This window comes from Acinetobacter yuyunsongii (assembly GCF_041021915.1).
Taxonomy (GTDB): Bacteria; Pseudomonadota; Gammaproteobacteria; order Pseudomonadales; family Moraxellaceae; genus Acinetobacter.
Genome location: NZ_CP157437.1, coordinates 14,162 through 36,830, shown reverse-complemented (window position 1 = coordinate 36,830; position 22,669 = coordinate 14,162). Strand labels below are relative to the sequence as shown.

Genomic DNA, 22,669 nt, shown 5'->3' with positions numbered 1-22,669 from the left:
TGCATATTCTAAAAGCGGACATTTTTACTTTGGAGAAACCGGACATTTCTATTTTGGAGTTACAATCTCGTTTCGCATAACAGCCATTATGTTAAATTGTAGTAAGAACTTTAATGCGATAGAGCAGAATGTATATGCAAAATAAGCTTGATAACATTATTCAAGAATTAAAAGAACTATCTGGGAATAGTCGTCTAAACATAGAACTACCTGATGATATTTTCATATCTGCTTATGAACGAAAAATAGGTTTTATTTTTCCAAAAGATTATAAAAAAGTTTTGAAAGAGATTAGCAATATCTTTTATGGAACAATTGAATTAGCGTCTCTTACAGATGAGAAAGAATGCTATCGAGGGCTATCTCAGATATTAAATGATGCTAGGGAGCAAGGTCTGCCAGAAGATTGGCTACCTATTTGTGAAGATAATGGTAGTTATTATTGCCTATCTCCTAATCATAAAATTAGATATTGGACAGCAGATGGATATAGCGATGAGCAGTGGGAAGATTTAGCAGATTGGATCAAGCAAGTTTGGATAGATGGAAATTAAGAATTTCTAAAATTAACATAATACACCTTATACGAAATTAAAAAATGGAGCCTAAAGCTCCATTTTTTAATAACTTTTTTTAAATTGCTAAGCGTAAATTCAGTGCTTTTACAACTTTAATCACAGTATCAAAACTAGGGTTAACATCACCAGAAAGTGCTTTATAAAGACTTTCTCGGCCTAAGCCTGTATCTCGTGATAATTGAGCCATTCCTTTAGCTTTTGCAATGTTACCTAAAGCCTTTGCAATGAATGCGGCATCGCCATTAGATTCTTCAATACATGCTTGTAAGTAAGCCTGCATATCATCCTCTGTTTTAAGATGCTCAGCACTGTCCCATTTGCGAAGTTTAATAGCCATTTATAGCTCCTCCTCTAAATCTTGTGCCAATTGCAGGGCAAGTTTTATATCTTTACTTTGCGTAGACTTATCTCCGCCTGCTAAAAGAATAACAACCCTTTGCCCTTGCTTGCAGTAATAAATCCTATAGCCTGGCCCAAAGAAGAAACGTAATTCAGAAACACCTTCACCGACCGGCTCAGTATCTCCAAAGTTTCCATCTTCAACCCGATCAATTCGGACTTGTATGCGTCTTTTTGCCTGCTGGTCTTTTAACTTGGTGAACCAGTCATCAAAGACTTCAGTGGTATATATTGAGTACATAAGTAGAATGTATCCTATAGGATACATTTATGCAAGAAATAAACTTGATATTTGGGGCTCGAAACGGTGAATTTCGTATAACCGCCATTATGTTAAGTTAATCAAAATTCTTAATGCACCAAAACCTAAAAATTTAAATGGAGTAAAAATGACTTTAAAGGGGTTAGATATTCAAGAAGATTGTATCAAAGCTATTTCTAATGAATCTTTAATATTTGATATTAAGAATAAAGAGTTTTTAGAGGATATAGAAAATCTTTTATTACAGTATTTTCAAAATTTTAGTAATGATTTAAATGGAATTGAGTTTGATAATTTTTCTGTGGAGTTTTGGTTCGATGCAGGACAATTGATTATTTATCCTGAAAAAGATTTATTAGATCGTAAACCCTTTGAATCTGAATATGATTTAGATAGATTAGACCCTTATTTTTATCTAGTTTGTGAAGAATATAGGATATATTTTGATGACTTAATATCTCGAAAAGTAAGCGATCAAGTATCTGAAAAAGAAGCTATTTCTAAAACTAATGACGTAATTGATTGTGTAAGCAAAGCTATAAAAAATATAAATGATGAAAACAATCTTTTAAAGATGTTAGGCAGGCCTAAATTAGAAATAAGATATTTCGGTGTAACGAAAGAAGAACTTTTAGCAAAAGAAATTCTCGTGAAATGAAGTAGATATTTTTGTCGTATTAAGGAAAACTAAAATTAACATAATGGGCGTTATGCGAAGTCAAAAATGGGAGCTTAAGCTCCCATTTTTATTGATGATTTTTTAATTCTTTCAGCATAGCATCCCGTAAAATTTCATTCATTCGTGTTTGATAACCTTTGCCTTGTGCTTTGAACCAAGCAAGTACATCAGCATCTAACCGAATTGAAGTTTGTTGCTTCACTGGGCGGTAAAATTGATTTTGGCGTACAGCACTGCTCCAATCGGTAATTTCAGGAATATCTGATAGATCTAGCTGATCATCAGGAACCGTGCCTTTAGCAAGCAAGCGTTGAATTTCAGCATCTTGCTTCTCACCAAATTTCTCATTCAGCTCTTTGCGTGAGTATCTAACCATGCTCATATTTGTTTCGCTCCGCTTTAGTCACTTGCCTTGCACTAATGATTCGTATGATTTCACAGTCATCTTCATCAAAAATGGTGTGAGCCACCAATAACATTAGTACGCCTTTAACTCGTCCAATGGTTTGCCAACGTTCTTCACCATCGGTATGTCTGTCTTGGATTGAGATCCGTAATGGATCTTCAAAAACAAGGCTTGCAGTTTCGAAAGAGATATCATGCTTTTTCTGATTCTTTCGATTCTTAGCCTCATCCCATTCAAAATACTGTTCCATAAAAAACATTCAAATTTGTATATACAATAATGTATCACAAAATTGTATAACTCAAGTTGAGAAGCGTAATTTTTAGTCAAATTTATTGGCAAGAACTATCAAAACTGCTCATAAAAAAGCCGACTTGTTTCCAAGTCGGCTTTTGAACATCATCGAGCAAATAATTTATATCATAAGTTTTTGATTTTTATATTTTTCAATTTGTGCATTTCGTATAACGCCCATTATGTTAAATATATTTTAGTTAAGTAATTTATCTCTTATCAATTCTTTAAATTTTTCAGGATTTTGCTCCGCTTGATTATTAAAAATATCAAAGTAAGTTAAAGCTTGTTGTTGAATTTTTCCTTTATTTGGAACACGAGAAGCAGGATGAGGGAGTCGAATTACTAAAGTCTTTTTATTCCAGAATCTTACGCTAAATCCTTCTATAGATTCTTTGAAGTTAAGAATATCTTCGTCATTAACATAATTGAGTTTCAACTGTTCCCAATTTCCATGATATGCACCTAAGAAAAAAATATTTTTAGGTTCTAATCTATCAAGTTGATTTACTAAGTTTTCTATTGATATATCTTTAAGATGCTCATACAAATCTATACTTTTATTTTTTGAATTCAATAAGTTAAAAGATTTTTTATTATAATCAAAGAAGTAGAAGTTTAACCATTGTATATACTCGTTATTATTTTTTTCTTTGACTTTACCTAAGAATTTTAAGAATTGTGATCTCACAGGTGGCTTTTCATAAAGATTACGGTATCTAATTTTACTTTCAGAAATTAATTCATTTGTACTTAAATTTCCTAATATAAAGCTATCTAATTTCAATTTCCCCCATCCAGAAGTTTCTTGGCCAACAATTACTACTTTATTTTTGGATTGGTCAAAAGAACTATCTAAAAAATCTGGAATGAAAGGTAAGCTGATTTTTTGTAAAAGAGGGTGATAATCCTTATGTGTAATAAGGTTATTTTTTAATTTATTTAAATTTTCTGAGTATTCAATCATAGTATGTTTACTTGCTTAATTTTTTTTAAGTTATATATGAAAACTTAGGAGAATAACATTGAAAATAGGTATATTTTGGTTTTATAAAAATCAAGTTCTTGGTATTTCTCATGAGTTTGATATTAATAGCTCAGATTCTTTAGGTATGATTGATAGTGCCTACAACCATGTATCTTATTGGGATGAATTACGAAATAAATTTTCTGAGCTAAGGGAAATTGAATATGACGATGTACCTCGGGGAAGAGTAATATTCGATAAAAATAAAAATAAATTGATCATCTATCTAGATAAGAAATTATTAATTAAAGGTAAGGTATCAAAAATTTGTGATTTTTTTGATGCTGAATATGATGTGAATACAGTATTACGCTTAGATCCGCACTATAGAACTTAATAGAAAACTAAATTTCTGATTAGAAAGATTTTCTAAAATTAACATAATACACCTTATACGTAATGCGTTATAATTGGCACTGTTGCAAATAGAGATTTGAGTCGATGATGTTCCCTTTAAAAAGTACTTAGAGACCGAAAACCCTGTTGATTAGACACACTTCACCCTGAGGCTGACCATAATAAAATGACGATGCTTGTCCTTTACGTAGTGCACGCATGACTTCAATACCTTTAATTGTGGCATAAGCCGTCTTCATAGATTTGAATCCTAATGTGGCCCTGATGATCCGCTTTAGCTTGCCATGATCACATTCAATCACGTTATTTTTATACTTAATCTGCCTGTGCTCAAGGTCTGGTGGACATTTACCTTCCCGTTTTAACCGTGATAAAGCACGTCCATATGTGGGTGCTTTATCCGTGTTGATCACTTGTGGAATTTGCCACTTCTTCACATTATTTAAAATTTTTCCAAGAAAACAATATGCTGATTTGGTATTACGTCTAGAAGAAAGATAAAAATCAATGGTATCGCCACGTTGATCGACTGCACGATACAGATAAGACCATCGTCCATTCACTTTTACATAGGTTTCATCAATATGCCACGAGCTCAGATCTGTAGGATTACGCCAATACCAGCGTAAACGTTTTTCTATTTCAGGAGCATAACGTTGAACCCAACGGTAAATAGTCGTGTGATCAACATTCACACCCCGTTCGGCCAGCATTTCCTGCAGTTCACGATAGCTAATGCCATATTTACAATACCAGCGCACAGCCCAAAGAATGATTTCGCCCTGAAAATGCCGACCATGGAAAGGATTCATATGCTGCACCTTTAGCTAAAACAGTCTTCAGCTTACCATTCGTGGTTATTTGCAACAGTGCCGCTGACGCACACCATCGCCCACCGGGTGGGTCGCTATCTGGAACGGCAAGGCCTGCTGGAACGGGATGTCGAAAACAGCTATCTGGCCTCGGATGCGGTGGATGACGACCCGATGACACCCCTGCTGGGGCACTCGATCACTTACCGTATCGCTGTCGGTTCACAGGCGGGGCGAAAGGTGTTCACTTTGCAAACTCTGCCGACCAGTGGTGATCCGTTCGGTGACGGGATTGGCAAGGTAGCCGGGTCCAGCCTGCACGCCGGCGTGGCGGCCAGGGCCGATGAACGCAAGAAGCTCGAACGGCTGTGCCGGTACATCAGCCGCCCGGCGGTATCCGAGAAGCGGCTGTCGTTAACACGAGGCGGCAACGTGCGCTACCAGCTCAAGACGCCGTACCGGGACGGCACCACGCACGTCATTTTCGAACCATTGGATTTCATTGCAAGGCTGGCCGCCCTGGTACCGAAGCCCAGAGTCAACCTAACCCGCTTCCACGGGGTGTTCGCACCCAACAGTCGGCACCGGGCGTTGGTCACGCCGGCAAAACGGGGCAGGGGCAACAAGGTCAGGGTGGCTGATGAACCGGCAACACCAGCACAACGGCGAGCGTCGATGACATGGGCGCAACGGCTCAAGCGTGTTTTCAATATCGACATCGAGACCTGCAGCGGCTGCGGCGGCGCCATGAAAGTCATCGCCTGCATTGAAGACCCTATAGTGATCAAGCAGATCCTTGATCACCTGAAGCACAAAGCCGAAACCAGCGGGACCAGGGCGTTACCCGAAAGCCGGGCGCCACCGGCTGAGCTGCTCCTGGGTCTGTTTGACTGACGAGCCAGAAGGCCAACGATACCAATCAAAATGCTGCGTTCACAGCGCCGCGGCAGGGATCCGCCGTGCTGGTTGTCGGAAAAGGAGCCGCTAGTGGGAAAGAGGAGGGTAAATTTTCAGCGTTGCTGGCTCCCCGTCAGCCGGATTGGGTTGCATCGCAGGGGTGTCGAAAGAGTCAACTGCGGTCCAAAGCTGTTGGACTTGGGTGAAAAGGGCGTTTATTCTTCCTATACGTTGTCGGCAGCGGGCCAAAAAGGAATACGTCCATGCCCATCGAGGTGAAACCGGCTGTGAGCGCGGGTTCAAGCATATAGCCCGACAGGCGCGTATCCTTGCCGATCACGACACGATGGCGGTGGTCACCGCGACGAAAGACACGGCCAGCCGCCATGCCGACGCGCAAGGCGGTTTCCGCCGTCATCGCGCCTTCGTTGGCTTTGCCACGAATACCGTCTGTGCCGAAATATTTGCGCACCATAAGGTCGATTATCCTGTCGTCGGGTCGCCCTCAAAGGGGACATGCCTGCTGAACCGCGAATATAGAGAAATATCCCGAATGTGCAGTTAACGAATTCTTGCGGTTTCTTTCAGCGCCGCCAATACCGCCAGCCCGTCGCGCAAGGGGCGCGGCTCGTGTGTGCGGATGAAGTCAGCTCCACCTGCGGCGGCGGCAAGCTCTGCAGCGAGTGTCGCGGCCCCGACATCCCCCGGACCACGGCCTGTGAGCGCGCGCAGAAAGGATTTGCGCGAAACAGACAGAAGCACCGGCAAATCGAAGCGCAGCCGCAATTCATCGAACCGCGCCAGCACCGAGAGCGAGGTTTCGGGAGCAGCCCCCAGAAAAAACCCCATGCCGGGATCAAGGACAAGGCGGTTGCGTTTGATACCGGCACCCGTCAGCGCCGCGATGCGCGCGTCAAAGAACGCCGCAATGTGATCCATGATGTCGCCAGCGGGTGCCTCGCGCCGATCTGCCTGCCCGTCTTGCACCGAATGCATAACGACGAGTTTGGCAGATGATTTCGCCAATTGCGGATAGAACGCAGCGTCTGGAAAACCGCGAATATCATTGAGATAGGCCACACCACGCGACAAGGCATAGGCTTGCGTCGCGGGTTGATAACTGTCGAGCGAGACGGGAATGCCATCTGCCTTGAGCGCGTCCAGCACCGGCGCGATACGCGCGATTTCTGTGTCGGACGAAACAGGCGCGGCGTCGGGATTGCTGGATGCCGGACCGAGGTCGATCACATCTGCCCCCTCGGCCATCAGCTTACGCGCCTGCGCAATGGCTGCGTCTGGCGCCAGATACCGGCCTCCATCGGAGAAACTGTCCGAGGTTATGTTGACGATGCCGAAAATGATGAGCGATTTATTCATGGGGGCTTCTATAATAATCTCTGTACACGACAAAAATAGATAACTCATTGAAATAATGTCACAATAATTGTTTTCTAACGACGAATACTATGACACATCTCAATGAGTTATATCTTATCTTAAACAAATCTCTAAAATGGAACAAGTCACATTTAAAGTGCTTTGCGCTCATCATGCTTGTGATTATTTTAAAGCAAACATGTAATCTTTCTTCTGCATCTAAAGCCTTGCCCATCAAGTGTTTACCACAATCATTTTATCGACGTATGCAGCGCTTCTTTGCAGGTCAGTATTTTGATTATCGTCAAATTTCTCAGTTGATTTTCAATATGTTTTCATTCGACCAAGTGCAACTGACTTTAGATAGAACCAATTGGAAATGGGGAAAACGAAATATTAATATCCTGATGCTCGCAATCGTTTATCGTGGAATAGCGGGCACTGTTGCAAATAGAGATTTGAGGGCACTGTTGCAAATAGAGATTTGAGTCGATGAAGTTCCTTTTTAAAAGTGCTTAGAGACCGAAAACCCTGTTGATTAGACACACTTCACCTTGAGGCTGACCATAATAAAATGACGATGCTTGTCCTTTACGTAGTGCACGCATGACTTCAATACCTTTAATTGTGGCATAAGCCGTCTTCATAGATTTGAATCCTAATGTGGCCCTGATGATCCGCTTTAACTTACCATGATCACATTCAATGACATTATTTTTATACTTAATCTGCCTGTGCTCAATATCTACTGGACATTTTCCTTCTCGCTTTAACCGTGATAAAGCATGGCCATAGGTCGCTGCTTTATCTGTATTGATGACCCGTGGAATTTGCCATTTTTTCACCGTATTGAAGATTTTTCCTAAAAAACAATAGGCTGATTTACTGTTCCGTCTAGCGGAAAGGTAAAAGTCAATCGTATGACCACGTTGATCAACTGCACGATACAGGTAAGTCCATCGCCCCTTCACTTTGATATAAGTCTCATCCATATGCCATGAATGTAAATCTGTAGGATTACGCCAATACCAGCGTAAGCGTTTTTCCATTTCTGGAGCATAACGCTGAACCCAACGATAAATTGTGGTGTGGTCAACATTCACACCCCGTTCAGCGAGCATTTCTTGAAGTTCACGATAGCTGATGCCATATTTACAATACCAACGAACAGCCCAAAGAATGATTTCACCTTGAAAGTGCCGACCATGGAAGGGATTCATCTGCTGTATCTCGAAATAAATAAGATATTTAGCTTATCATGTCAGCCTATTTGCAACAGTGCCCGTCAATCTCGATTGACAACATGCCGGGCACCGACATGGGTGGCTATGCTGGTTTCAACGACAAGGTGAACAACCACTATGCCCGCATCTTCGGCAGTGGTTTGCTGTTGTCGGTCTTCTCGGCCGGTATCCAGCTCTCGCAGCCGCAAGCCAGCAACGGCGAGAACTACAGCAGTTCGCAAATCATCGCCGGTTCGCTGGGCCAGCAGATGGGCCAGATCGGTATGCAGATGGCACAGCGCAACATGAATATTCAGCCGACGCTCGAAATCCGTCCGGGTTACGAGTTCAACATCATGGTGACCAAGGACATCATCCTGCCGACGTGGGAAGGGCACCCGATGGCCGGTCAGTCCGGCAAAGGCTGCAACTGAGGGCGCGGCCGTTCGCGGCCGTATTCTTTTCTGACGTAAGGAGAACAACGTAATGGCGAATAACCAAGCCCCGAGCTGGAAAAACCCGACCCCTGCGCCGGGGGTCAAGATGATGCCCGAGGGTTCGCGCAAGGTGTGCGTGCTCAACGGCAGCCGCCAGATAGATCAGGTCATCAAAGGCGAGTGGACGACGCTCAAAGTGCTGCCGGAAAGCGGTCTGTCCAAGGGCATCTACCAGCTCGGCGAGGCCACCAAGGCCAGCAGCGGCAAAGATGCGTCTTTCACCGGGCAGGTGCTGTTCAGTGACAGCAAGGCGGTCTACCAGCTTTCCGGCAAGGGCGTGGTCGAACACCCGCGCTCGGCCTTCGCCGAGCTGGAAGCCAAGGGCGAGAAAATCGTAGACGGGCGCACCTACACGGTGGCTTACGCCAACGGCAGGGGCGTGGCCACCAACGCGCAGGCGGCGAACGTCGCCCCGGCGCGCACCGCGTCGAAAGGGCACGGTGCCTCGATGTGATCAACGGGCGGCCAACTGGCCGCCCTTTTTCCGATGAAGTGGGAGTGCATGACCATGGAAAGAAAAATCGCGTTTTGGGCTGTTGGTATGGTGGGGGTCGTTTGCGGGAAGGGGCGGAATCCTACGCTAAGGCTTTGGCCAGCGATATTCTCCGGTGAGATTGATGTGTTCCCAGGGGATAGGAGAAGTCGCTTGATATCTAGTATGACGTCTGTCGCACCTGCTTGATCGCGGCCGCGATAGCTAGATCGCGTTGCTCCTCTTCTCCATCCGCGTTCCAAGCTGCGGAAAGGCACCCATAAGCGTACGCCTGGTCGAGCAGGCGACGCGGATCGACGTCCAGCGCACGAGAGAATGCGTCCGCCATCTGTGCAATGCGTCTAGGATCGAGACAAAGGTCGTCTCTGTCAGCCGGATCGTAGAACATATTGGCGGCGCCAAAGCCCACTTCACCGACCAGACCGACGGGATCTATCACCAGCCAGCCGCGACTGGAGAACATGATGTTTTCATGATGCAGATCGCCATGTAGCCCACGCAGTTCCGAGGCATTGCTCATCATTTGATCGGCTATAATCGCCGCGTGGACGTAGTCAGTTTGACAACCTGCGTTTTGATCATCGCGCGCCCGCTGAAACAAAGCTGCAAAGCGATCCCGGATCGGGAGAAGGGCAGAAGGCAGGGGTTCCTCAGATGCGGCATACAGCTTCGCCATTAGTTCCGCTGCAATTTCGGTCGCCTGGTAGTCGCCGTGCTCGGCAACGATGTGAGAGAGCATTCGCTCCCCGGCATATTCGAGCAACATCAGATTGTTCTCACGACCGAGCAACCGGACTGCTCCCCTCCCATTGCGCCATACCAGATAGTCGGCCCCGCGCAGTTCATCAGCAATGTCTTCTATAGGTTTCAATCCCTTGACGATTGCAGGAGTCCCGTCTGGCAATGAAACTTTCCAAACGAGGCTGGAAAAGGTGTCCGCAATGAGAACAGGTTGCGAAACGTGCCAATGAGCAGGAAAAACAGGCGGCATGAACATCAACCCCAAGTCAGAGGGTCCAATCGCAGATAGAAGGCAAGGCGTTCGCGGTCGGGGGCTTCGATCCCCAATACATTGAATAGGACAGCGAAGGCGCGCTCTGCTTCATCTGGCGCTGCCCAGTTCTCTTCGGCGTTAGCAATCATGAGTGCCAAATCGGCATAGCGATCTGCTGTTCCGAGCCGCCCAAGGTCGATCAGACCCGTGCATTGAAGAGTTTTAGGGTCCACCATGAAGTTCGGCATGCAGGGATCACCATGGCAAACAACCATATCGGTGCGCTCTTGGTCGAGCCGCACCGGTAGCTCTCGTTCGACACGAGCCAAAAGATCGAGCTGCGGCGTACTCTTGTCCTCGTCCGGTAAGAAGTCGGGATTGACGGCATTGCGGGACACCACATCAACGGCGCGTCCGAACATTCGCGACAGCCTGCGCTCAAACGGACATTGATCAACCGATAGGCTGTGAACAGCGCCAAGTTGCTGCCCCATTGACGGCCACGCTTTGAGCAAATCCGCTCCAGACAGATCAGCCGCCGGTACTCCCGGAATTGCCGTTATCACCAAGCATGCACCCTCCTGTTCCTCCTGCCAGTTGATGACCTCGGGGCAAGCCACACCTCGACCTTTGAGCCAAATGAGGCGGTCACGCTCTCCAGCGAGCTCACCGCGGCGGGAAGCAGGTGCGATTTTCGCGAAGGCATGCCCGTCACCACGTCGAAAAACAAAATCACCAGATTCTCCGCCTCTGACAGGCAACCAGTCAGAATGCGATTCACCAAAAAAAATATTAGTTCGATTCAATGGAGGTTCCTTCAGTTTTCTGGGCACTGTTGCAAATAGAGATTTGAGTCGATGAAGTTCCTTTTTAAAAGTGCTTAGAGACCGAAAACCCTGTTGATTAGACACACTTCACCTTGAGGCTGACCATAATAAAATGACGATGCTTGTCCTTTACGTAGTGCACGCATGACTTCAATACCTTTAATTGTGGCATAAGCCGTCTTCATAGATTTGAATCCTAATGTGGCCCTGATGATCCGCTTTAACTTACCATGATCACATTCAATGACATTATTTTTATACTTAATCTGCCTGTGCTCAATATCTACTGGACATTTTCCTTCTCGCTTTAACCGTGATAAAGCATGGCCATAGGTCGCTGCTTTATCTGTATTGATGACCCGTGGAATTTGCCATTTTTTCACCGTATTGAAGATTTTTCCTAAAAAACAATAGGCTGATTTACTGTTCCGTCTAGCGGAAAGGTAAAAGTCAATCGTATGACCACGTTGATCAACTGCACGATACAGGTAAGTCCATCGCCCCTTCACTTTGATATAAGTCTCATCCATATGCCATGAATGTAAATCTGTAGGATTACGCCAATACCAGCGTAAGCGTTTTTCCATTTCTGGAGCATAACGCTGAACCCAACGATAAATTGTGGTGTGGTCAACATTCACACCCCGTTCAGCGAGCATTTCTTGAAGTTCACGATAGCTGATGCCATATTTACAATACCAACGAACAGCCCAAAGAATGATTTCACCTTGAAAGTGCCGACCATGGAAGGGATTCATCTGCTGTATCTCGAAATAAATAAGATATTTAGCTTATCATGTCAGCCTATTTGCAACAGTGCCCCAAAAAGTAGGGTATGTCCGGGTAAGTTCTGTCGAGCAAAACACTGGACGTCAACTTGAAGGAATTGAGGTCGACCGGATTTTTGTTGACCGTGCTTCAGGTAAAAATACTGACCGACCTAAATTTCAGGAAATGTTGAACTATGTCCGGGAAGGGGACAGGGTGATTGTACATTCAATGGATCGTTTTGCGCGAAGCCTAAAAGATTTGGTCACTGAAGTAGATAAACTGGTCAAACGAGGGATCGCCATCCAGTTTGTAAAAGAAAATATTACTTTTACAGCCGAATCCACCCCGATGGATAATTTGATGCTTCAAATGATGGGTGCTTTTGCACAGTTCGAACGTGAGATCATTTTAGAGCGGCAAAAGGAAGGAATAAAACTCGCCTCTGCTCAGGGGAAGTACAAAGGTCGGGTGCATAAACTAAAGCCTGACCAAGCTGAAGCTTTACGACAAGCATGGAAGGAGGGGAAGTATCCATCGAAAATGGCATTAGGGAAAGCTTTTGGGATTAGTCGTCAGGCGGTATACCGATATTTACAAGTTAGTGAATAGCTTATTGGGATTAGCAACTAAATTTAGTTTAACTTATAAAAATCATGAAACACTGTTCGAATTTTAAGCGTGGAACATGAATAATCAATAAAAAGCCGCTCTGCTGGTGCCCTATATTTCAGAACGGCTTGCTTTAATATAATGATATTTAAAGAGAAATATCAAGCATTACGTATAACGTGTATTATGTTAATTTTAGGAAAAGTGAAAAATAATCTACAATAGAATCTACGAAAAATTGGCCATCAATTATGCCTGATTTCTCCAGTGGAAATAATTGGATTGTGAGATCCCCCACTCAAAATCATAAATTAGAAAGAATTGAAGCATTTCTTTCCAATTATGCTTATAAACCTCACCGACATGATACTTATGCTATTGGCAGGACTCTTTCCGGAGTTCAAAACTTTCATTACAAAGGTACATTGCAACATAGCTTGCCAGGCATGACTATGGTTCTACACCCGGATGAAAAGCATGATGGTGAATCAGGAACATTAGATGGCTATCGCTATAGAATGATTTACATCGAACCAGCGATGATCCAAACCATTTTAAAGGGTAAACCTTTGCCTTTTATCAGACATGGCTTAAGTAATGATATTCGCCTGTTTAGGGCAATGGATAGCTTTCTAAATAATATAAATAATTATATGGATACCCTAGAAGAGGAAGATGCTCTATTTGATTTGGCAACTACACTGTGTGAAATTTCAGATACTTCATCTAACCAAAACAAAAAATTTGACTACAAGGCAGCAGAGAGAGCGCGTGAGTGTATTTTGGCGTATCCACATGAAAACTTAAGTTTGTCAGATTTAGAGAAACATGCTGATCGTGACCGCTGGAGCCTTTCTCGTGATTTCCGATTATTATTTGGAACTAGCCCACACCGTTATATGATCATGCGTCGCTTAGAAACAGTTAAGTTCTACCTTGCTCAAGGGGAGTCTATTGTTAATGCTGCTTTAAATGCAGGCTTTTTTGATCAGAGTCATATGACCAGACATTTTATAAAAACATTTGGTTTAACTCCCACTCAATGGAAAATGATAAATATTAAAAGATAGCCGTTCGATTTGAACGGCTAATTTGTCCTACAGCAGATTTATTCCATTAAGAAAATCTTTGAACATAAAAAGCCCTGATAAAATCAAGAGTATACCCATCAGCTTATTTAGCCGATTAAACCAGATAGGATTAGCAATTTTGTTGCCTAATACTTTTCCAACCAGAGCATAGGTGAATGGTGCGCCAACAGCACCAAGTGAAATCAGTAAAGAAACTATCAAGATCATGATTCCTGTGATTTTGGCTGCAGGGTACATAATTGTCGTAACAGGTAGAATGACGAGAATGGCTTTTGGATTTAATAACTGAATAAATAAGCCATTTAAGAATGTTAGATGGCTTTCTTGCTGTTGAGTTGTTTCTACATTCGCCCTAATCATTTTTATAGCCAAGTAGAATGTATAAATTGCACCCGCTAAAGCAATATAATGAATCAATCCATGTGGAATAACAGCTTCACCTATATAGCCAAACAATACGAATAAGATCAACATGGCGAAACCAATGCCTAGGTAAAATCCTATAGTCTTTTTTAATTGACCTGTAAGGCCAGAATTTAGCCCCATAAAATTTACAGGGCCTGGGCTATACATAACGCTTAATGTATAAAGAAATATTTCCACAGAGTTCACTCAATTAGATAGCAATAAACATCAAAGAGAGAACGGTATCGAGTTATAGGCCTTAAAGATTGTACGTTTGTGCTGAACTAATTAAAAATTTCTATTTAACTTATGTTCACCTAAAGTTCACTTCATAAGTGTATAAAGAAACTATGTATTGTATTTTCAATTGCTTATATAAATATTAGTCTTGGTTTAGAATTTTAAAGTTCATGAACTATGAGAAAAAACTAAGATACGATCAAAATTGTAGAACAACAAAATTATTTATACTAATTTACAAGCCACGCTGTTTAAGCGTGTCATTAAAAAATAAATCTTTTAATCTCTCCACACAATCTCCACACAATCTCCACACAATCTCCACACAACATCAGCAATTCATAAACACTGCTATTTCAAAATAGTAGTATCTAAAACCCCCCCCTCTGAAAAAGCATGTCAACACATTATCATTTAATAGGTTCAATACTTATTACAACTGTACTTTTAATCGGCTGTACACAAGCCAAAGATGCTGAACAGTCCCCAACAGAAATGCCACCAGCGGTTGTCAGTACCATCACGGTATTACCGCATTCCATGAATTTAATTGAAAATCTTCCAGGCCGTGTTGTCGCTTACCGTATTGCTGAAATTCGCCCGCAAGTAGGTGGAATTGTTGATAAAGTACTTTTTAAGCAAGGCTCTTATGTGCAAGCAGGTCAACCGCTTTTTAAATTGAATTCTGAAATATTTCAGGCAGATGTAAAAAGCAATCAAGCCACTTTAAACCGTGCACAAGCTGAGGTGACACGTTTGCAGGTGCTGTTAAAACGCTACACTGAATTAGTAAAAGTAAATGCGGTTAGTCAGCAGGAATACAACAATACCGAAGCAGATTATCAAAAAGCAAAAGCCGATGTGGCGCAAATGCAAGCCATGTTAAGCAGACAACAACTTAATCTTAAATATGCGACTGTTACAGCCCCTATCTCGGGAACGATTGGTGAAATCTTAGTGACTGAGGGTGCATTAGTTGGTCAAGGTGATACTAATGCAATGGCCGTAATACAACAGATTAATAAAGTCTATGTTGATGTAAAGCAATCAATTAGTGATTATGAAAAACTACAGGAAGCTTTACAGCAAGGTGACGTGTCAAATACCAAACATACGGTTGAAATCCTAAATAGTCAGGGTAAACCTTATAACGTTACAGGTGAAATCCTATTTTCGGATACTAAAGTTGATCCTGATACGGGTGATGTCACAATCCGTATTTTAGCCAATAATGAAAATCAAAAACTTTTGCCAGGCATGTATGTTCGAGTCAATATGAGCCGAGCTCAAGTTGAAAATGCGCTCCTAGTTCCAGAACAAGCGATTCAACATGATATTAGTGGTAAAGCCAATGTTACGATTGTTAATCAAAAAGGTTTAGCGCAAAGCAAGCCTGTTCAGCTTGGTCAACGTTATCAAAATAACTATGTGATCAAACAAGGGTTACAAGCAGGTGAGAAAGTCATTGTTGAAGGGGCTGATCGTATACAGCCTGAGCAAAAATTAAAAATTAAGCAGTGGCAACCTACAAATATTAAGGAAAATGGAGGACAGCAATAATGTCCCAATTTTTCATTAGGCGTCCTATTTTTGCATGGGTGATTGCTTTATTTATTATTCTGTTGGGTGTACTAAGCATCCCCAAGTTACCTATTGCACGATTCCCAAGTGTTGCGCCACCACAGATTAGTATTACGGCAATCTATCCAGGTGCTACGCCAAAAACATTGAATGATAGTGTTGTGACCTTGATTGAGCGGGAAATGTCAGGTGTCAAAAACTTACTTTATTACAGTTCAAGTTCAGATAGTTCTGGAACAGCAACAATCACCGCAACATTTAAACCAGGTACAGATGTAGAACTTGCACAAATTGATGTGCAAAACAAAATTAAAGCCATTGAGTCACGCTTACCTCAAACAGTGCGACAACAAGGGCTGATGGTCGATGCTGCGTCGTCTGGTTTTTTAATGATGGTGGGCTTAAGTTCACCGAATGGCAAATATAGTGAAATTGATGTCAGTGACTATATGACTCGCTATGTGATTGAAGAATTAAAGCGGGTTGACGGTGTTGGTAAAGTCCAAAATTTTGGTGCTGAAAAAGCCATGCGGATTTGGGTCGATCCAGATCGTTTGGTTTCTTATGGATTGAGTATTCAAGATGTGAATACAGCCATCCAAAACCAAAACTTGCCGATATCACCAGGTCGTATTGGTGATGTTCCTGCTTTGACGGGGCAACAAATTACTATTCCTTTAACTGCTCAAGGTCAATTAGAAACTGTAGAGCAATTCAAGAAAATTAGTTTACGTGCTCAACAAAATGGCGCCAATGTTCGACTGTCGGATGTCGCTCGTGTCGAAATCGGGGCACAGATGTATAACTTTGCGATTTTAGAAAATGGCAAAGCCTCTACAGCTGTGGCGATACAAATGAGTCCTGGTGCCAACGCTGTCAAGACTGCAGAAGGTGTTAAAGCGAAAATTGAACAGTTAGGTTCAGCACTGCCTGATGGTATGAAATTCTCTATACCTTACGACACTGCACCTTTTGTAAAAATCTCGATTGAAAAAGTAATCATGACATTGCTTGAAGCTATGGCATTAGTTTTTATTGTCATGTTTATCTTTTTACACAATGTTCGATACACCTTAATTCCGGCGATTGTTGCACCGATTGCATTGCTTGGCACATTCTCAGTCATGCTGCTTGCTGGTTTTTCGATTAATGTGCTGACCATGTTCGGTATGGTGCTTGCGATCGGGATTATTGTCGATGATGCGATTGTGGTCATTGAGAATGTTGAACGCATTATGGCGACAGAAGGCTTATCTCCAGTTGAAGCCACATCTAAAGCCATGAAGGAAATTACCAATCCGATTATTGGCATCACCTTAGTGTTAGCCGCTGTATTCTTGCCGATGGCATTGGCGTCAGGCTCAGTGGGGATTATCTATCGTCAGTTCACCATTACCATGTCGGTTTCAATTTTATTCTCAGCTTTCCTTGCACTGACATTAACCCCTGCGTTATGTGCAACGATGTTAAAACCGATTGATCAAGACCATCAGAAAAAGGGTGTTTTTGCATCGTTTGATCGCAGTTTTGAGAAGCTGAACAATCGCTATGAACGCAGTTTATTTAAAGTAATTAAACATAAAACCCTCGCAATGTTATGTTTCTTAGGCATTGTCATTGTGCTGATTTTTAGTTTTAAACACGTTCCGACTGCGTTTATGCCAGAAGAAGATCAGGGGTGGTTTATGACTTCGATTCAACTTCCTGCGGATGCAACTCAAGAACGTACCCGTAAAGTCGTTGCTGAGTTTCAAAATTATTTAGACCAAGAAACGGGGATTAAAGACAATATGGCGGTCTTAGGTTTTGGTTTTAGTGGATCTGGTCAGAATACAGCGATGTATTTTACCAATCTATTGCCATTCGAAGAGCGTACTATTACGGCACAAGAAGTCGTGAATAATGCCAATATAGCGATGGCTGAAAGTTCAGAAGGTCAAACCATGTCTGTGTTACCACCAGCAATTGATGAATTGGGTAACTCATCTGGTTTTTCACTGAGATTATTAGATCGTGGCAATATTGGCATGCCTGCTTTAAGAGAAGCACAAGATCAGCTTTTAGCATTAGCAGCACAAAGTAAAATCGTGGCGGAGGTCTATCCTGAAGGTTTGCCAGATGGCAGTTCTGTACAGCTTAAAATTGATAGAGATAAATTGCAGGCATTAGGTGTTAATTTCAGTGATGTGACCGATATTATTTCAACCTCAATGGGTTCGATGTATATCAATGATTTTCCAAATCATGACCGTATGCAGCAAGTCATTGTGCAACTTGATGCCAAATCACGCATGAGTATTGAAGATATTCTTCAGATTAAGGTGAACAGTCAAAGCGGTAAATTGGTTTCAATGTCTGAAATAATTACTCCAATTTGGCAACATTCCCCACAACAATACAATCGTTACAACGGTCGTCCATCATTGAGTATTTCTGGCAGTCCAGCAGCAGGTATATCTTCAGGACAAGCCATGACTGAGATGGAAAATTTGATTGAACAACTTCCGAAAGGTGTGGGTTATGAGTGGACTGGGATTTCTCTAGAAGAAAAACAGTCGGAATCACAAACCTTGTTTTTATTACTGTTGTCGATGTTAGTCGTTTTCCTTGTCTTGGCAGCGCTTTATGAAAGCTGGTCAATTCCATTCTCTGTGATGCTAGTTGTCCCTCTAGGGTTGATTGGCGCCTTTTTAGCAGTAATGTTACGTGGTATGCCAAATGATATTTTCTTTAAGGTCGGCATGATCACGATTATTGGTCTATCTGCAAAGAATGCTATTTTGATTGTTGAGTTTGCAAAAGCACTAAGAGAAGAAGGAATGGGTTTAGTGGAGGCAACCGTTGCAGCCGCTAAATTGCGCTTACGTCCAATCCTAATGACATCTTTGGCATTTACCTGTGGCGTTATTCCTTTAGTCATTGCCAGTGGCGCTAGTTCTGAAACTCAAAAAGCGATTGGTACAGGCGTCTTTGGCGGCATGATCAGCGCAACAATTCTAGCTGTTATTTTTGTACCGATTTTCTTTATTGTCGTCATGAGCATGGTTGAGAAATTCTCGAAACGTAAAGCGGCACATTAAGCATCAAAACTGAGAATAAAAGCTGTGGGTTAACGAGTTTAGCCCACAACAAATCTTTCATTTACATCTTTATTTCAGAATTGATTTAATAAACCATCAATATAGGTTTAATCATGAAAGCTACCAATCTTGATCCGAAACGCTGGTGGATATTGCTCGCTGTCGTGCTTGCATTTCTGCCGATTGTGATTGATATGACTGTACTGCATGTTGCGGTTCCCTCATTAACCCAATCGCTGAGTGCCACAAGTAACCAAGTCTTATGGATTATTGATATTTATCCATTACTTATGGCTGGACTTTTAGTTCCGATGGGAACTTTGGCTGATCGTGTCGGCAATCGTAAGATTCTGCTGATTGGCTTGGTTATATTTGGAATTGCCTCAGTCCTTGCGGCATTTTCCCAAACGGCTTCTATGCTGATTGCCGCACGTGCTTTATTAGCATTAGGCGGTGCCATGATTATGCCCTGTGTATTGGGTATTATTCGCAGAACCTTCGAAGACAGTCGCGAACGTGCCATTGCGCTGGGTATTTGGGGCACAATCGGATCAGCCGGTGCCGCCATTGGACCGCTCATTGGTGGGGGATTGTTAGAATATTTCTGGTGGGGTTCAGTTTTCCTGATTAACGTCCCAATCATGCTGGTTGTCGCACCAATGTGCTATTTCTTATTGTCCCGAAAAGAAGCTATAACCCCTGGACATTGGGCATTTGGTCAAGCGCTATTGCTGATTGTCGGTTTGATTTCGTTTGTATATGCACTAAAAGCAGGCTTAGGCGGTAAACAGTCGTTGTTGATTGTCTTGCCTTTGGTCGTTTTATCTATCGGCTTATTAACCATATTTGTACGCAAACAGCTGAATTCTCCTCAGCCGATGCTAGATCTTTCGCTATTTTCACGTCCTGCTATTTTAGCCGGCATTATTATGGCAATGGTTGCTGCAGGCGCTTTGGCAGGGGTTGAGTTAACTTTGGCAATGGAGCTGCAATATGTCATTCGTTTAACACCGCTGCAAGCCGGTCTTTTTATGGTTCCGATTATGGTTGCGGCCGCTATTGGCGGGCCTATTGCTGGTTTTTTATCCAATAAATTTGGACTCCGTCTGGTTGCGACCATGTCATTAATATTGGCAGCAATTGCGTTGGTCAGTTTGAGTTATTCAGATTTTCATCATCCGGGAATCATCGTTCCCTTTATTTTAGCTTCGATTGGATTAACACTGAGTATTGGTTTAACAGCTTCATCCATTGCGATCATGGGCTCAGTACCTGCAGAAAAGGGCGGTGCGGCAGGTTCACTTGAAAGTACAGGTTATGAACTGGGTACAGGACTAGGTATTACTTTATTTGGTGTTTTCATGGCCTATATATTTGGCAGTCATCTTCAAGTGCCGTCAGATTTAACTGCTGTTTTAGCAGAAAAAGCCAGACTTTCGATTGGTGATACCTATTTAGTGGCGAGCCAGTTACCCGTTGAACAAGGTACAGCATTGATTAACGCAGGTAAAATTGCCTTCAGTTCAGCTCATGTTAATTTATTATTAACAGCAGGGATTATCATCGGGATACTCTCCATTGTGGTATTTTTTATGCTAGCTAAATATCGAGATGAGAATTCATTGTGATGAAATTTATTTGAGGATCATCAAACAGAATGGTTAAGTTCAGACATCAATTTATCTTAAATTTATGGTTTAAATTAAGCCGTATTAATCTGAACTTAACACATTATAAATGAGTTGATGTCTTACGATTTAGTTGAATAGTAAAACAGCTGCCACCTAAGTTTTTGGATTTAGAATAATAAATATGACCTTGGTGTGCTTCAATAATTGCATCAATCACTGCCAAGCCTAATCCAGTACCGCCATCTAGACATGATCTAGAGTCTTCCAGTCGATAGAAGGGTTTGAACAGGTGTTTAAGATGCGATTCATCAATACCAGGACCTTCATCTTCAAACGTCAATACCCAATGTTCTGCTGTGGTTACAGATGTAATATTTATTTTTCCAGCATTCGAATATCTTAGAAAGTTAGAGAACAATGCAATAAAGACCTGTTCCATCCTTCTTATATCAACGCAAACCAATTTATCCGTCAAATTTAAAACAATAGTTAAACCTTTAACATGAAACCGTTCATTAAACATCTGCAGACATTTTTCAATACTATTTTTTAAATTGGTCTTTTCTAGTTCTAATCGTAATTGTTTATTTTCAATAAGTGTCAGTGTCCGTAAATCTTCCACAAGGTAAGATAAGCCTTCGACTTGGTTCAATAAGCTTAGGTGTAAAGCTTTATCGGCAATAAATATACCATCGACAATACCTTGCAAGCGACCTTGTAATATTGTCACAGGTGTTCGTAATTCATGTGCAATTGCAGCATTCCAAACAGTTGAATTCTTAACTGATACTTCAAGTTGGTTTGCCATTTCATTGAAGTTCTCAATAAGAGACTTGATTTCATGTGGAATATCATGATGTGGCTGTTTAATTCTGAGTGCTAAATTGCCTTGTTGAATTTGTTGAATAACATCTGCTAAATCACTAATTGGCTGTGTATAGCGTTTTCCATATTTAAAGGCGAGGATAGTAGAAAGAAAAAAGCCTGTTAATAGCACTAAAAACAGCCAGATAAAGTCAACGGAGGTAACTGAAAATTCATTTGAATTAATAACTTGTGTATTTAGAAAACCTATTTTTATCGCCCAGCTATAAACAAAATAGCCAATCATGAAAGATAACAGCGTAATGCCTAAATTGAATAGGCTCATCATGATAATAAACTGGAAGTTAATTCCAACAGAATTTTTAAAAAAGTTAAATTTCATGATTTTGATCTAAGCGATACCCCACGCCACGGACATTGATTAATAAGCCATTTACATCATTTTCTTCAAGTTTTTTGCGTAATTTGCTGATATGGCTATCTACAGTGCGATCTAAAGCATCACTTTCAGGCATACAGTTTTGGATCAATTCATTACGTGTAAAGACTTTATTCGGTGTTTTTGCCATCAAAAACAGTATCTTATACTCAGTTAACGTAAGGTTGAGCAACTGATTTCTTTGACCATTTGAAATGTAAACTTGATGATGATCTGGATTAATTTCAATATTTCTATAACGAATAATATTAGTTATTTCCATATTTTGGCTTGTACTTCGTCTAAGTACGGCTTGTATTCGTGCAATCACTTCGTTTGGGTTAAATGGCTTAATAATAAAGTCATCAGCACCCATTTTTAGCCCCATGATCTTATTCACTTGATCATCTAAGGCAGTCAGCATAATGACAGGTAAATGACTTGTTTGACGGATGATTTGTAGAATTTCCCAGCCATTTAGTTTGGGTAATTTAATATCAAGGAGAATCAGGTCGATAGAGTTGGCTTTTAGGCACTCTAAAGCTTGTTGTCCATCCAATGCACGGATGACCTGCATGTTTTCATTTTTTATGTATTTTTCAAGAATGTCACCAATATCATAATCATCTTCTACAACGAGAATGACGCTGTTTTCGAAGCTGTGCTGTAGATTTGGATACATATATTTTATCTTAGATGAAGTAGCTATGCATTTTAACATTTAATTGTGTAATGGAGATGATTAGACGAGCAGTCATTTATATTTGTAATTGAGGGGTGACATATAATAAAATTCGTTGCATATCAGTATTAATGAACAAAATGTCAATTATCATTCATTTAACATAATGGCTGTTATACGAAACAGAGAGTGTTAGAACCCATTTAAAGTGTCT

24 protein-coding genes and 3 pseudogenes are annotated in these 22,669 nt (G+C 41.8%); 12 read left to right on the top strand and 15 right to left on the bottom strand.

Features of this window, described 5'->3' with window-relative positions:
* The first annotated feature begins 134 nt into the window (after window positions 1–134).
* Window positions 135–554 carry an SMI1/KNR4 family protein gene (locus ABLB98_RS15075; RefSeq protein ID WP_001180106.1) on the top strand — a complete coding sequence of 140 codons (420 nt, stop codon included), beginning with the start codon at window positions 135–137 and terminating at the stop codon, window positions 552–554.
* A gap of 79 nt (window positions 555–633) precedes the next feature.
* On the opposite strand, the gene ABLB98_RS15070 is transcribed toward ABLB98_RS15075, so the two are convergent.
* Window positions 634–915, bottom strand: coding sequence for an addiction module antidote protein (locus ABLB98_RS15070; RefSeq protein ID WP_000985609.1), 282 nt, complete (start codon window positions 913–915; stop codon window positions 634–636).
* Window positions 916–1,218 carry a type II toxin-antitoxin system RelE/ParE family toxin gene (locus tag ABLB98_RS15065; protein WP_000286964.1) on the bottom strand — a complete coding sequence of 101 codons (303 nt, stop codon included), beginning with the start codon at window positions 1,216–1,218 and terminating at the stop codon, window positions 916–918.
* 148 nt (window positions 1,219–1,366) lie between these two features.
* Between ABLB98_RS15065 and ABLB98_RS15060 the strand changes: the two genes are divergently transcribed.
* On the top strand, window positions 1,367–1,897 hold the full coding sequence (locus tag ABLB98_RS15060; RefSeq protein WP_000172759.1) for a hypothetical protein: 531 nt from the start codon (window positions 1,367–1,369) through the stop codon (window positions 1,895–1,897).
* 88 nt (window positions 1,898–1,985) lie between these two features.
* On the opposite strand, the gene ABLB98_RS15055 is transcribed toward ABLB98_RS15060, so the two are convergent.
* The 3 genes from ABLB98_RS15055 to ABLB98_RS15045 form a co-directional block, all read right to left on the bottom strand.
* Complete coding sequence (locus tag ABLB98_RS15055) at window positions 1,986–2,300, bottom strand: BrnA antitoxin family protein (RefSeq protein WP_004728120.1); 315 nt, start codon at window positions 2,298–2,300, stop codon at window positions 1,986–1,988.
* Window positions 2,287–2,574, bottom strand: coding sequence for a BrnT family toxin (locus ABLB98_RS15050; RefSeq protein ID WP_000438825.1), 288 nt, complete (start codon window positions 2,572–2,574; stop codon window positions 2,287–2,289). Before ABLB98_RS15050 ends, ABLB98_RS15055 begins: the two co-directional genes overlap by 14 nt.
* Before the next feature lie 240 nt (window positions 2,575–2,814).
* Window positions 2,815–3,585, bottom strand: coding sequence for a hypothetical protein (locus tag ABLB98_RS15045; RefSeq protein WP_032073134.1), 771 nt, complete (start codon window positions 3,583–3,585; stop codon window positions 2,815–2,817).
* Between the two features lie 58 nt (window positions 3,586–3,643).
* Between ABLB98_RS15045 and ABLB98_RS15040 the strand changes: the two genes are divergently transcribed.
* On the top strand, window positions 3,644–3,982 hold the full coding sequence (locus tag ABLB98_RS15040) for a hypothetical protein (RefSeq protein WP_032073153.1): 339 nt from the start codon (window positions 3,644–3,646) through the stop codon (window positions 3,980–3,982).
* A gap of 127 nt (window positions 3,983–4,109) precedes the next feature.
* On the opposite strand, the gene ABLB98_RS15035 is transcribed toward ABLB98_RS15040, so the two are convergent.
* A complete protein-coding gene (locus ABLB98_RS15035; RefSeq protein ID WP_001067784.1) occupies window positions 4,110–4,814 on the bottom strand; it encodes an IS6-like element IS1006 family transposase in 705 nt (234 codons plus the stop codon).
* A gap of 63 nt (window positions 4,815–4,877) precedes the next feature.
* On the opposite strand from ABLB98_RS15035, the pseudogene ABLB98_RS15030 reads away from it, so the two are divergent.
* Window positions 4,878–5,708 (top strand): annotated as a pseudogene (locus ABLB98_RS15030) (IS91-like element ISVsa3 family transposase); the annotation flags it as partial.
* Window positions 5,709–5,943: 235 nt separating this feature from the next.
* Here the strand turns inward: ABLB98_RS15030 and glmM are convergent.
* Together glmM and sul2 are read right to left on the bottom strand one after the other, a co-directional pair.
* A pseudogene (gene glmM / locus ABLB98_RS15025) lies at window positions 5,944–6,186 on the bottom strand (phosphoglucosamine mutase); the annotation flags it as partial.
* A gap of 86 nt (window positions 6,187–6,272) precedes the next feature.
* Entirely contained in the window at window positions 6,273–7,088 is an 816-nt protein-coding gene (gene sul2, locus ABLB98_RS15020) for a sulfonamide-resistant dihydropteroate synthase Sul2 (protein WP_001043260.1), read from the bottom strand.
* Window positions 7,089–7,177: 89 nt separating this feature from the next.
* Between sul2 and ABLB98_RS15015 the strand changes: the two are divergent.
* Window positions 7,178–7,525 (top strand): annotated as a pseudogene (locus ABLB98_RS15015) (IS4 family transposase); the annotation flags it as partial.
* Between the two features lie 78 nt (window positions 7,526–7,603).
* Here the strand turns inward: ABLB98_RS15015 and ABLB98_RS15010 are convergent.
* Window positions 7,604–8,308: an IS6-like element IS1008 family transposase gene (locus ABLB98_RS15010; RefSeq protein ID WP_001067790.1), complete on the bottom strand. Its 705-nt coding sequence runs from the start codon at window positions 8,306–8,308 to the stop codon at window positions 7,604–7,606.
* A 38-nt stretch (window positions 8,309–8,346) separates the two neighbouring features.
* Here ABLB98_RS15010 and ABLB98_RS15005 point away from each other — a divergent pair, with 38 nt between their 5' ends.
* Both ABLB98_RS15005 and ABLB98_RS15000 read left to right on the top strand, forming a co-directional pair.
* Window positions 8,347–8,745, top strand: a complete 399-nt coding sequence (locus ABLB98_RS15005; protein ID WP_200462922.1) for a TrbI/VirB10 family protein — start codon at window positions 8,347–8,349, stop codon at window positions 8,743–8,745.
* Window positions 8,746–8,797: 52 nt separating this feature from the next.
* Window positions 8,798–9,262, top strand: a complete 465-nt coding sequence (locus ABLB98_RS15000; protein ID WP_042088840.1) for a KfrB domain-containing protein — start codon at window positions 8,798–8,800, stop codon at window positions 9,260–9,262.
* A gap of 199 nt (window positions 9,263–9,461) precedes the next feature.
* Here ABLB98_RS15000 and ABLB98_RS14995 read toward each other — a convergent pair whose 3' ends face one another.
* The 3 genes from ABLB98_RS14995 to ABLB98_RS14985 form a co-directional block, all read right to left on the bottom strand.
* Entirely contained in the window at window positions 9,462–10,298 is an 837-nt protein-coding gene (locus ABLB98_RS14995; protein WP_000480968.1) for an aminoglycoside O-phosphotransferase APH(6)-Id, read from the bottom strand.
* Window positions 10,298–11,101 carry an aminoglycoside O-phosphotransferase APH(3'')-Ib gene (gene aph(3'')-Ib, locus ABLB98_RS14990; protein WP_001082319.1) on the bottom strand — a complete coding sequence of 268 codons (804 nt, stop codon included), beginning with the start codon at window positions 11,099–11,101 and terminating at the stop codon, window positions 10,298–10,300. The genes ABLB98_RS14995 and aph(3'')-Ib overlap by 1 nt, the downstream gene beginning before the upstream one ends.
* Window positions 11,102–11,175: 74 nt before the next feature.
* On the bottom strand, window positions 11,176–11,880 hold the full coding sequence (locus ABLB98_RS14985) for an IS6-like element IS1008 family transposase (RefSeq protein ID WP_001067790.1): 705 nt from the start codon (window positions 11,878–11,880) through the stop codon (window positions 11,176–11,178).
* 58 nt (window positions 11,881–11,938) lie between these two features.
* On the opposite strand from ABLB98_RS14985, the gene ABLB98_RS14980 reads away from it, so the two are divergent.
* Together ABLB98_RS14980 and ABLB98_RS14975 are read left to right on the top strand one after the other, a co-directional pair.
* The gene (locus tag ABLB98_RS14980) at window positions 11,939–12,502 is read left to right on the top strand and encodes a recombinase family protein (protein WP_032073152.1); all 564 of its coding nucleotides are present in this window, start codon (window positions 11,939–11,941) and stop codon (window positions 12,500–12,502) included.
* 251 nt (window positions 12,503–12,753) lie between these two features.
* Window positions 12,754–13,572, top strand: coding sequence for an AraC family transcriptional regulator (locus ABLB98_RS14975; RefSeq protein WP_032073151.1), 819 nt, complete (start codon window positions 12,754–12,756; stop codon window positions 13,570–13,572).
* Window positions 13,573–13,599: 27 nt separating this feature from the next.
* On the opposite strand, the gene ABLB98_RS14970 is transcribed toward ABLB98_RS14975, so the two are convergent.
* Window positions 13,600–14,196: a LysE family translocator gene (locus tag ABLB98_RS14970; RefSeq protein WP_074163998.1), complete on the bottom strand. Its 597-nt coding sequence runs from the start codon at window positions 14,194–14,196 to the stop codon at window positions 13,600–13,602.
* 438 nt (window positions 14,197–14,634) lie between these two features.
* Here ABLB98_RS14970 and ABLB98_RS14965 point away from each other — a divergent pair, with 438 nt between their 5' ends.
* The 3 genes from ABLB98_RS14965 to ABLB98_RS14955 all read left to right on the top strand — a co-directional run bounded on the left by ABLB98_RS14965 (window position 14,635) and on the right by ABLB98_RS14955 (window position 20,527).
* Complete coding sequence (locus ABLB98_RS14965; RefSeq protein WP_032073150.1) at window positions 14,635–15,798, top strand: efflux RND transporter periplasmic adaptor subunit; 1,164 nt, start codon at window positions 14,635–14,637, stop codon at window positions 15,796–15,798.
* Window positions 15,798–18,899 (top strand): multidrug efflux RND transporter permease subunit, encoded by a 3,102-nt coding sequence (locus tag ABLB98_RS14960; protein WP_032073149.1) that lies wholly within the window; start codon window positions 15,798–15,800, stop codon window positions 18,897–18,899. The genes ABLB98_RS14965 and ABLB98_RS14960 overlap by 1 nt, the downstream gene beginning before the upstream one ends.
* A gap of 113 nt (window positions 18,900–19,012) precedes the next feature.
* Window positions 19,013–20,527 (top strand): MFS transporter, encoded by a 1,515-nt coding sequence (locus ABLB98_RS14955; RefSeq protein WP_032073148.1) that lies wholly within the window; start codon window positions 19,013–19,015, stop codon window positions 20,525–20,527.
* A 103-nt stretch (window positions 20,528–20,630) separates the two neighbouring features.
* Here the strand turns inward: ABLB98_RS14955 and adeS are convergent, their stop codons facing one another.
* Window positions 20,631–21,737, bottom strand: coding sequence for a two-component sensor histidine kinase AdeS (gene adeS / locus ABLB98_RS14950; RefSeq protein WP_032073131.1), 1,107 nt, complete (start codon window positions 21,735–21,737; stop codon window positions 20,631–20,633).
* Window positions 21,727–22,455, bottom strand: a complete 729-nt coding sequence (adeR, locus tag ABLB98_RS14945; protein ID WP_032073130.1) for an efflux system response regulator transcription factor AdeR — start codon at window positions 22,453–22,455, stop codon at window positions 21,727–21,729. The genes adeS and adeR overlap by 11 nt, the downstream gene beginning before the upstream one ends.
* Window positions 22,456–22,669: the final 214 nt, after the last annotated feature.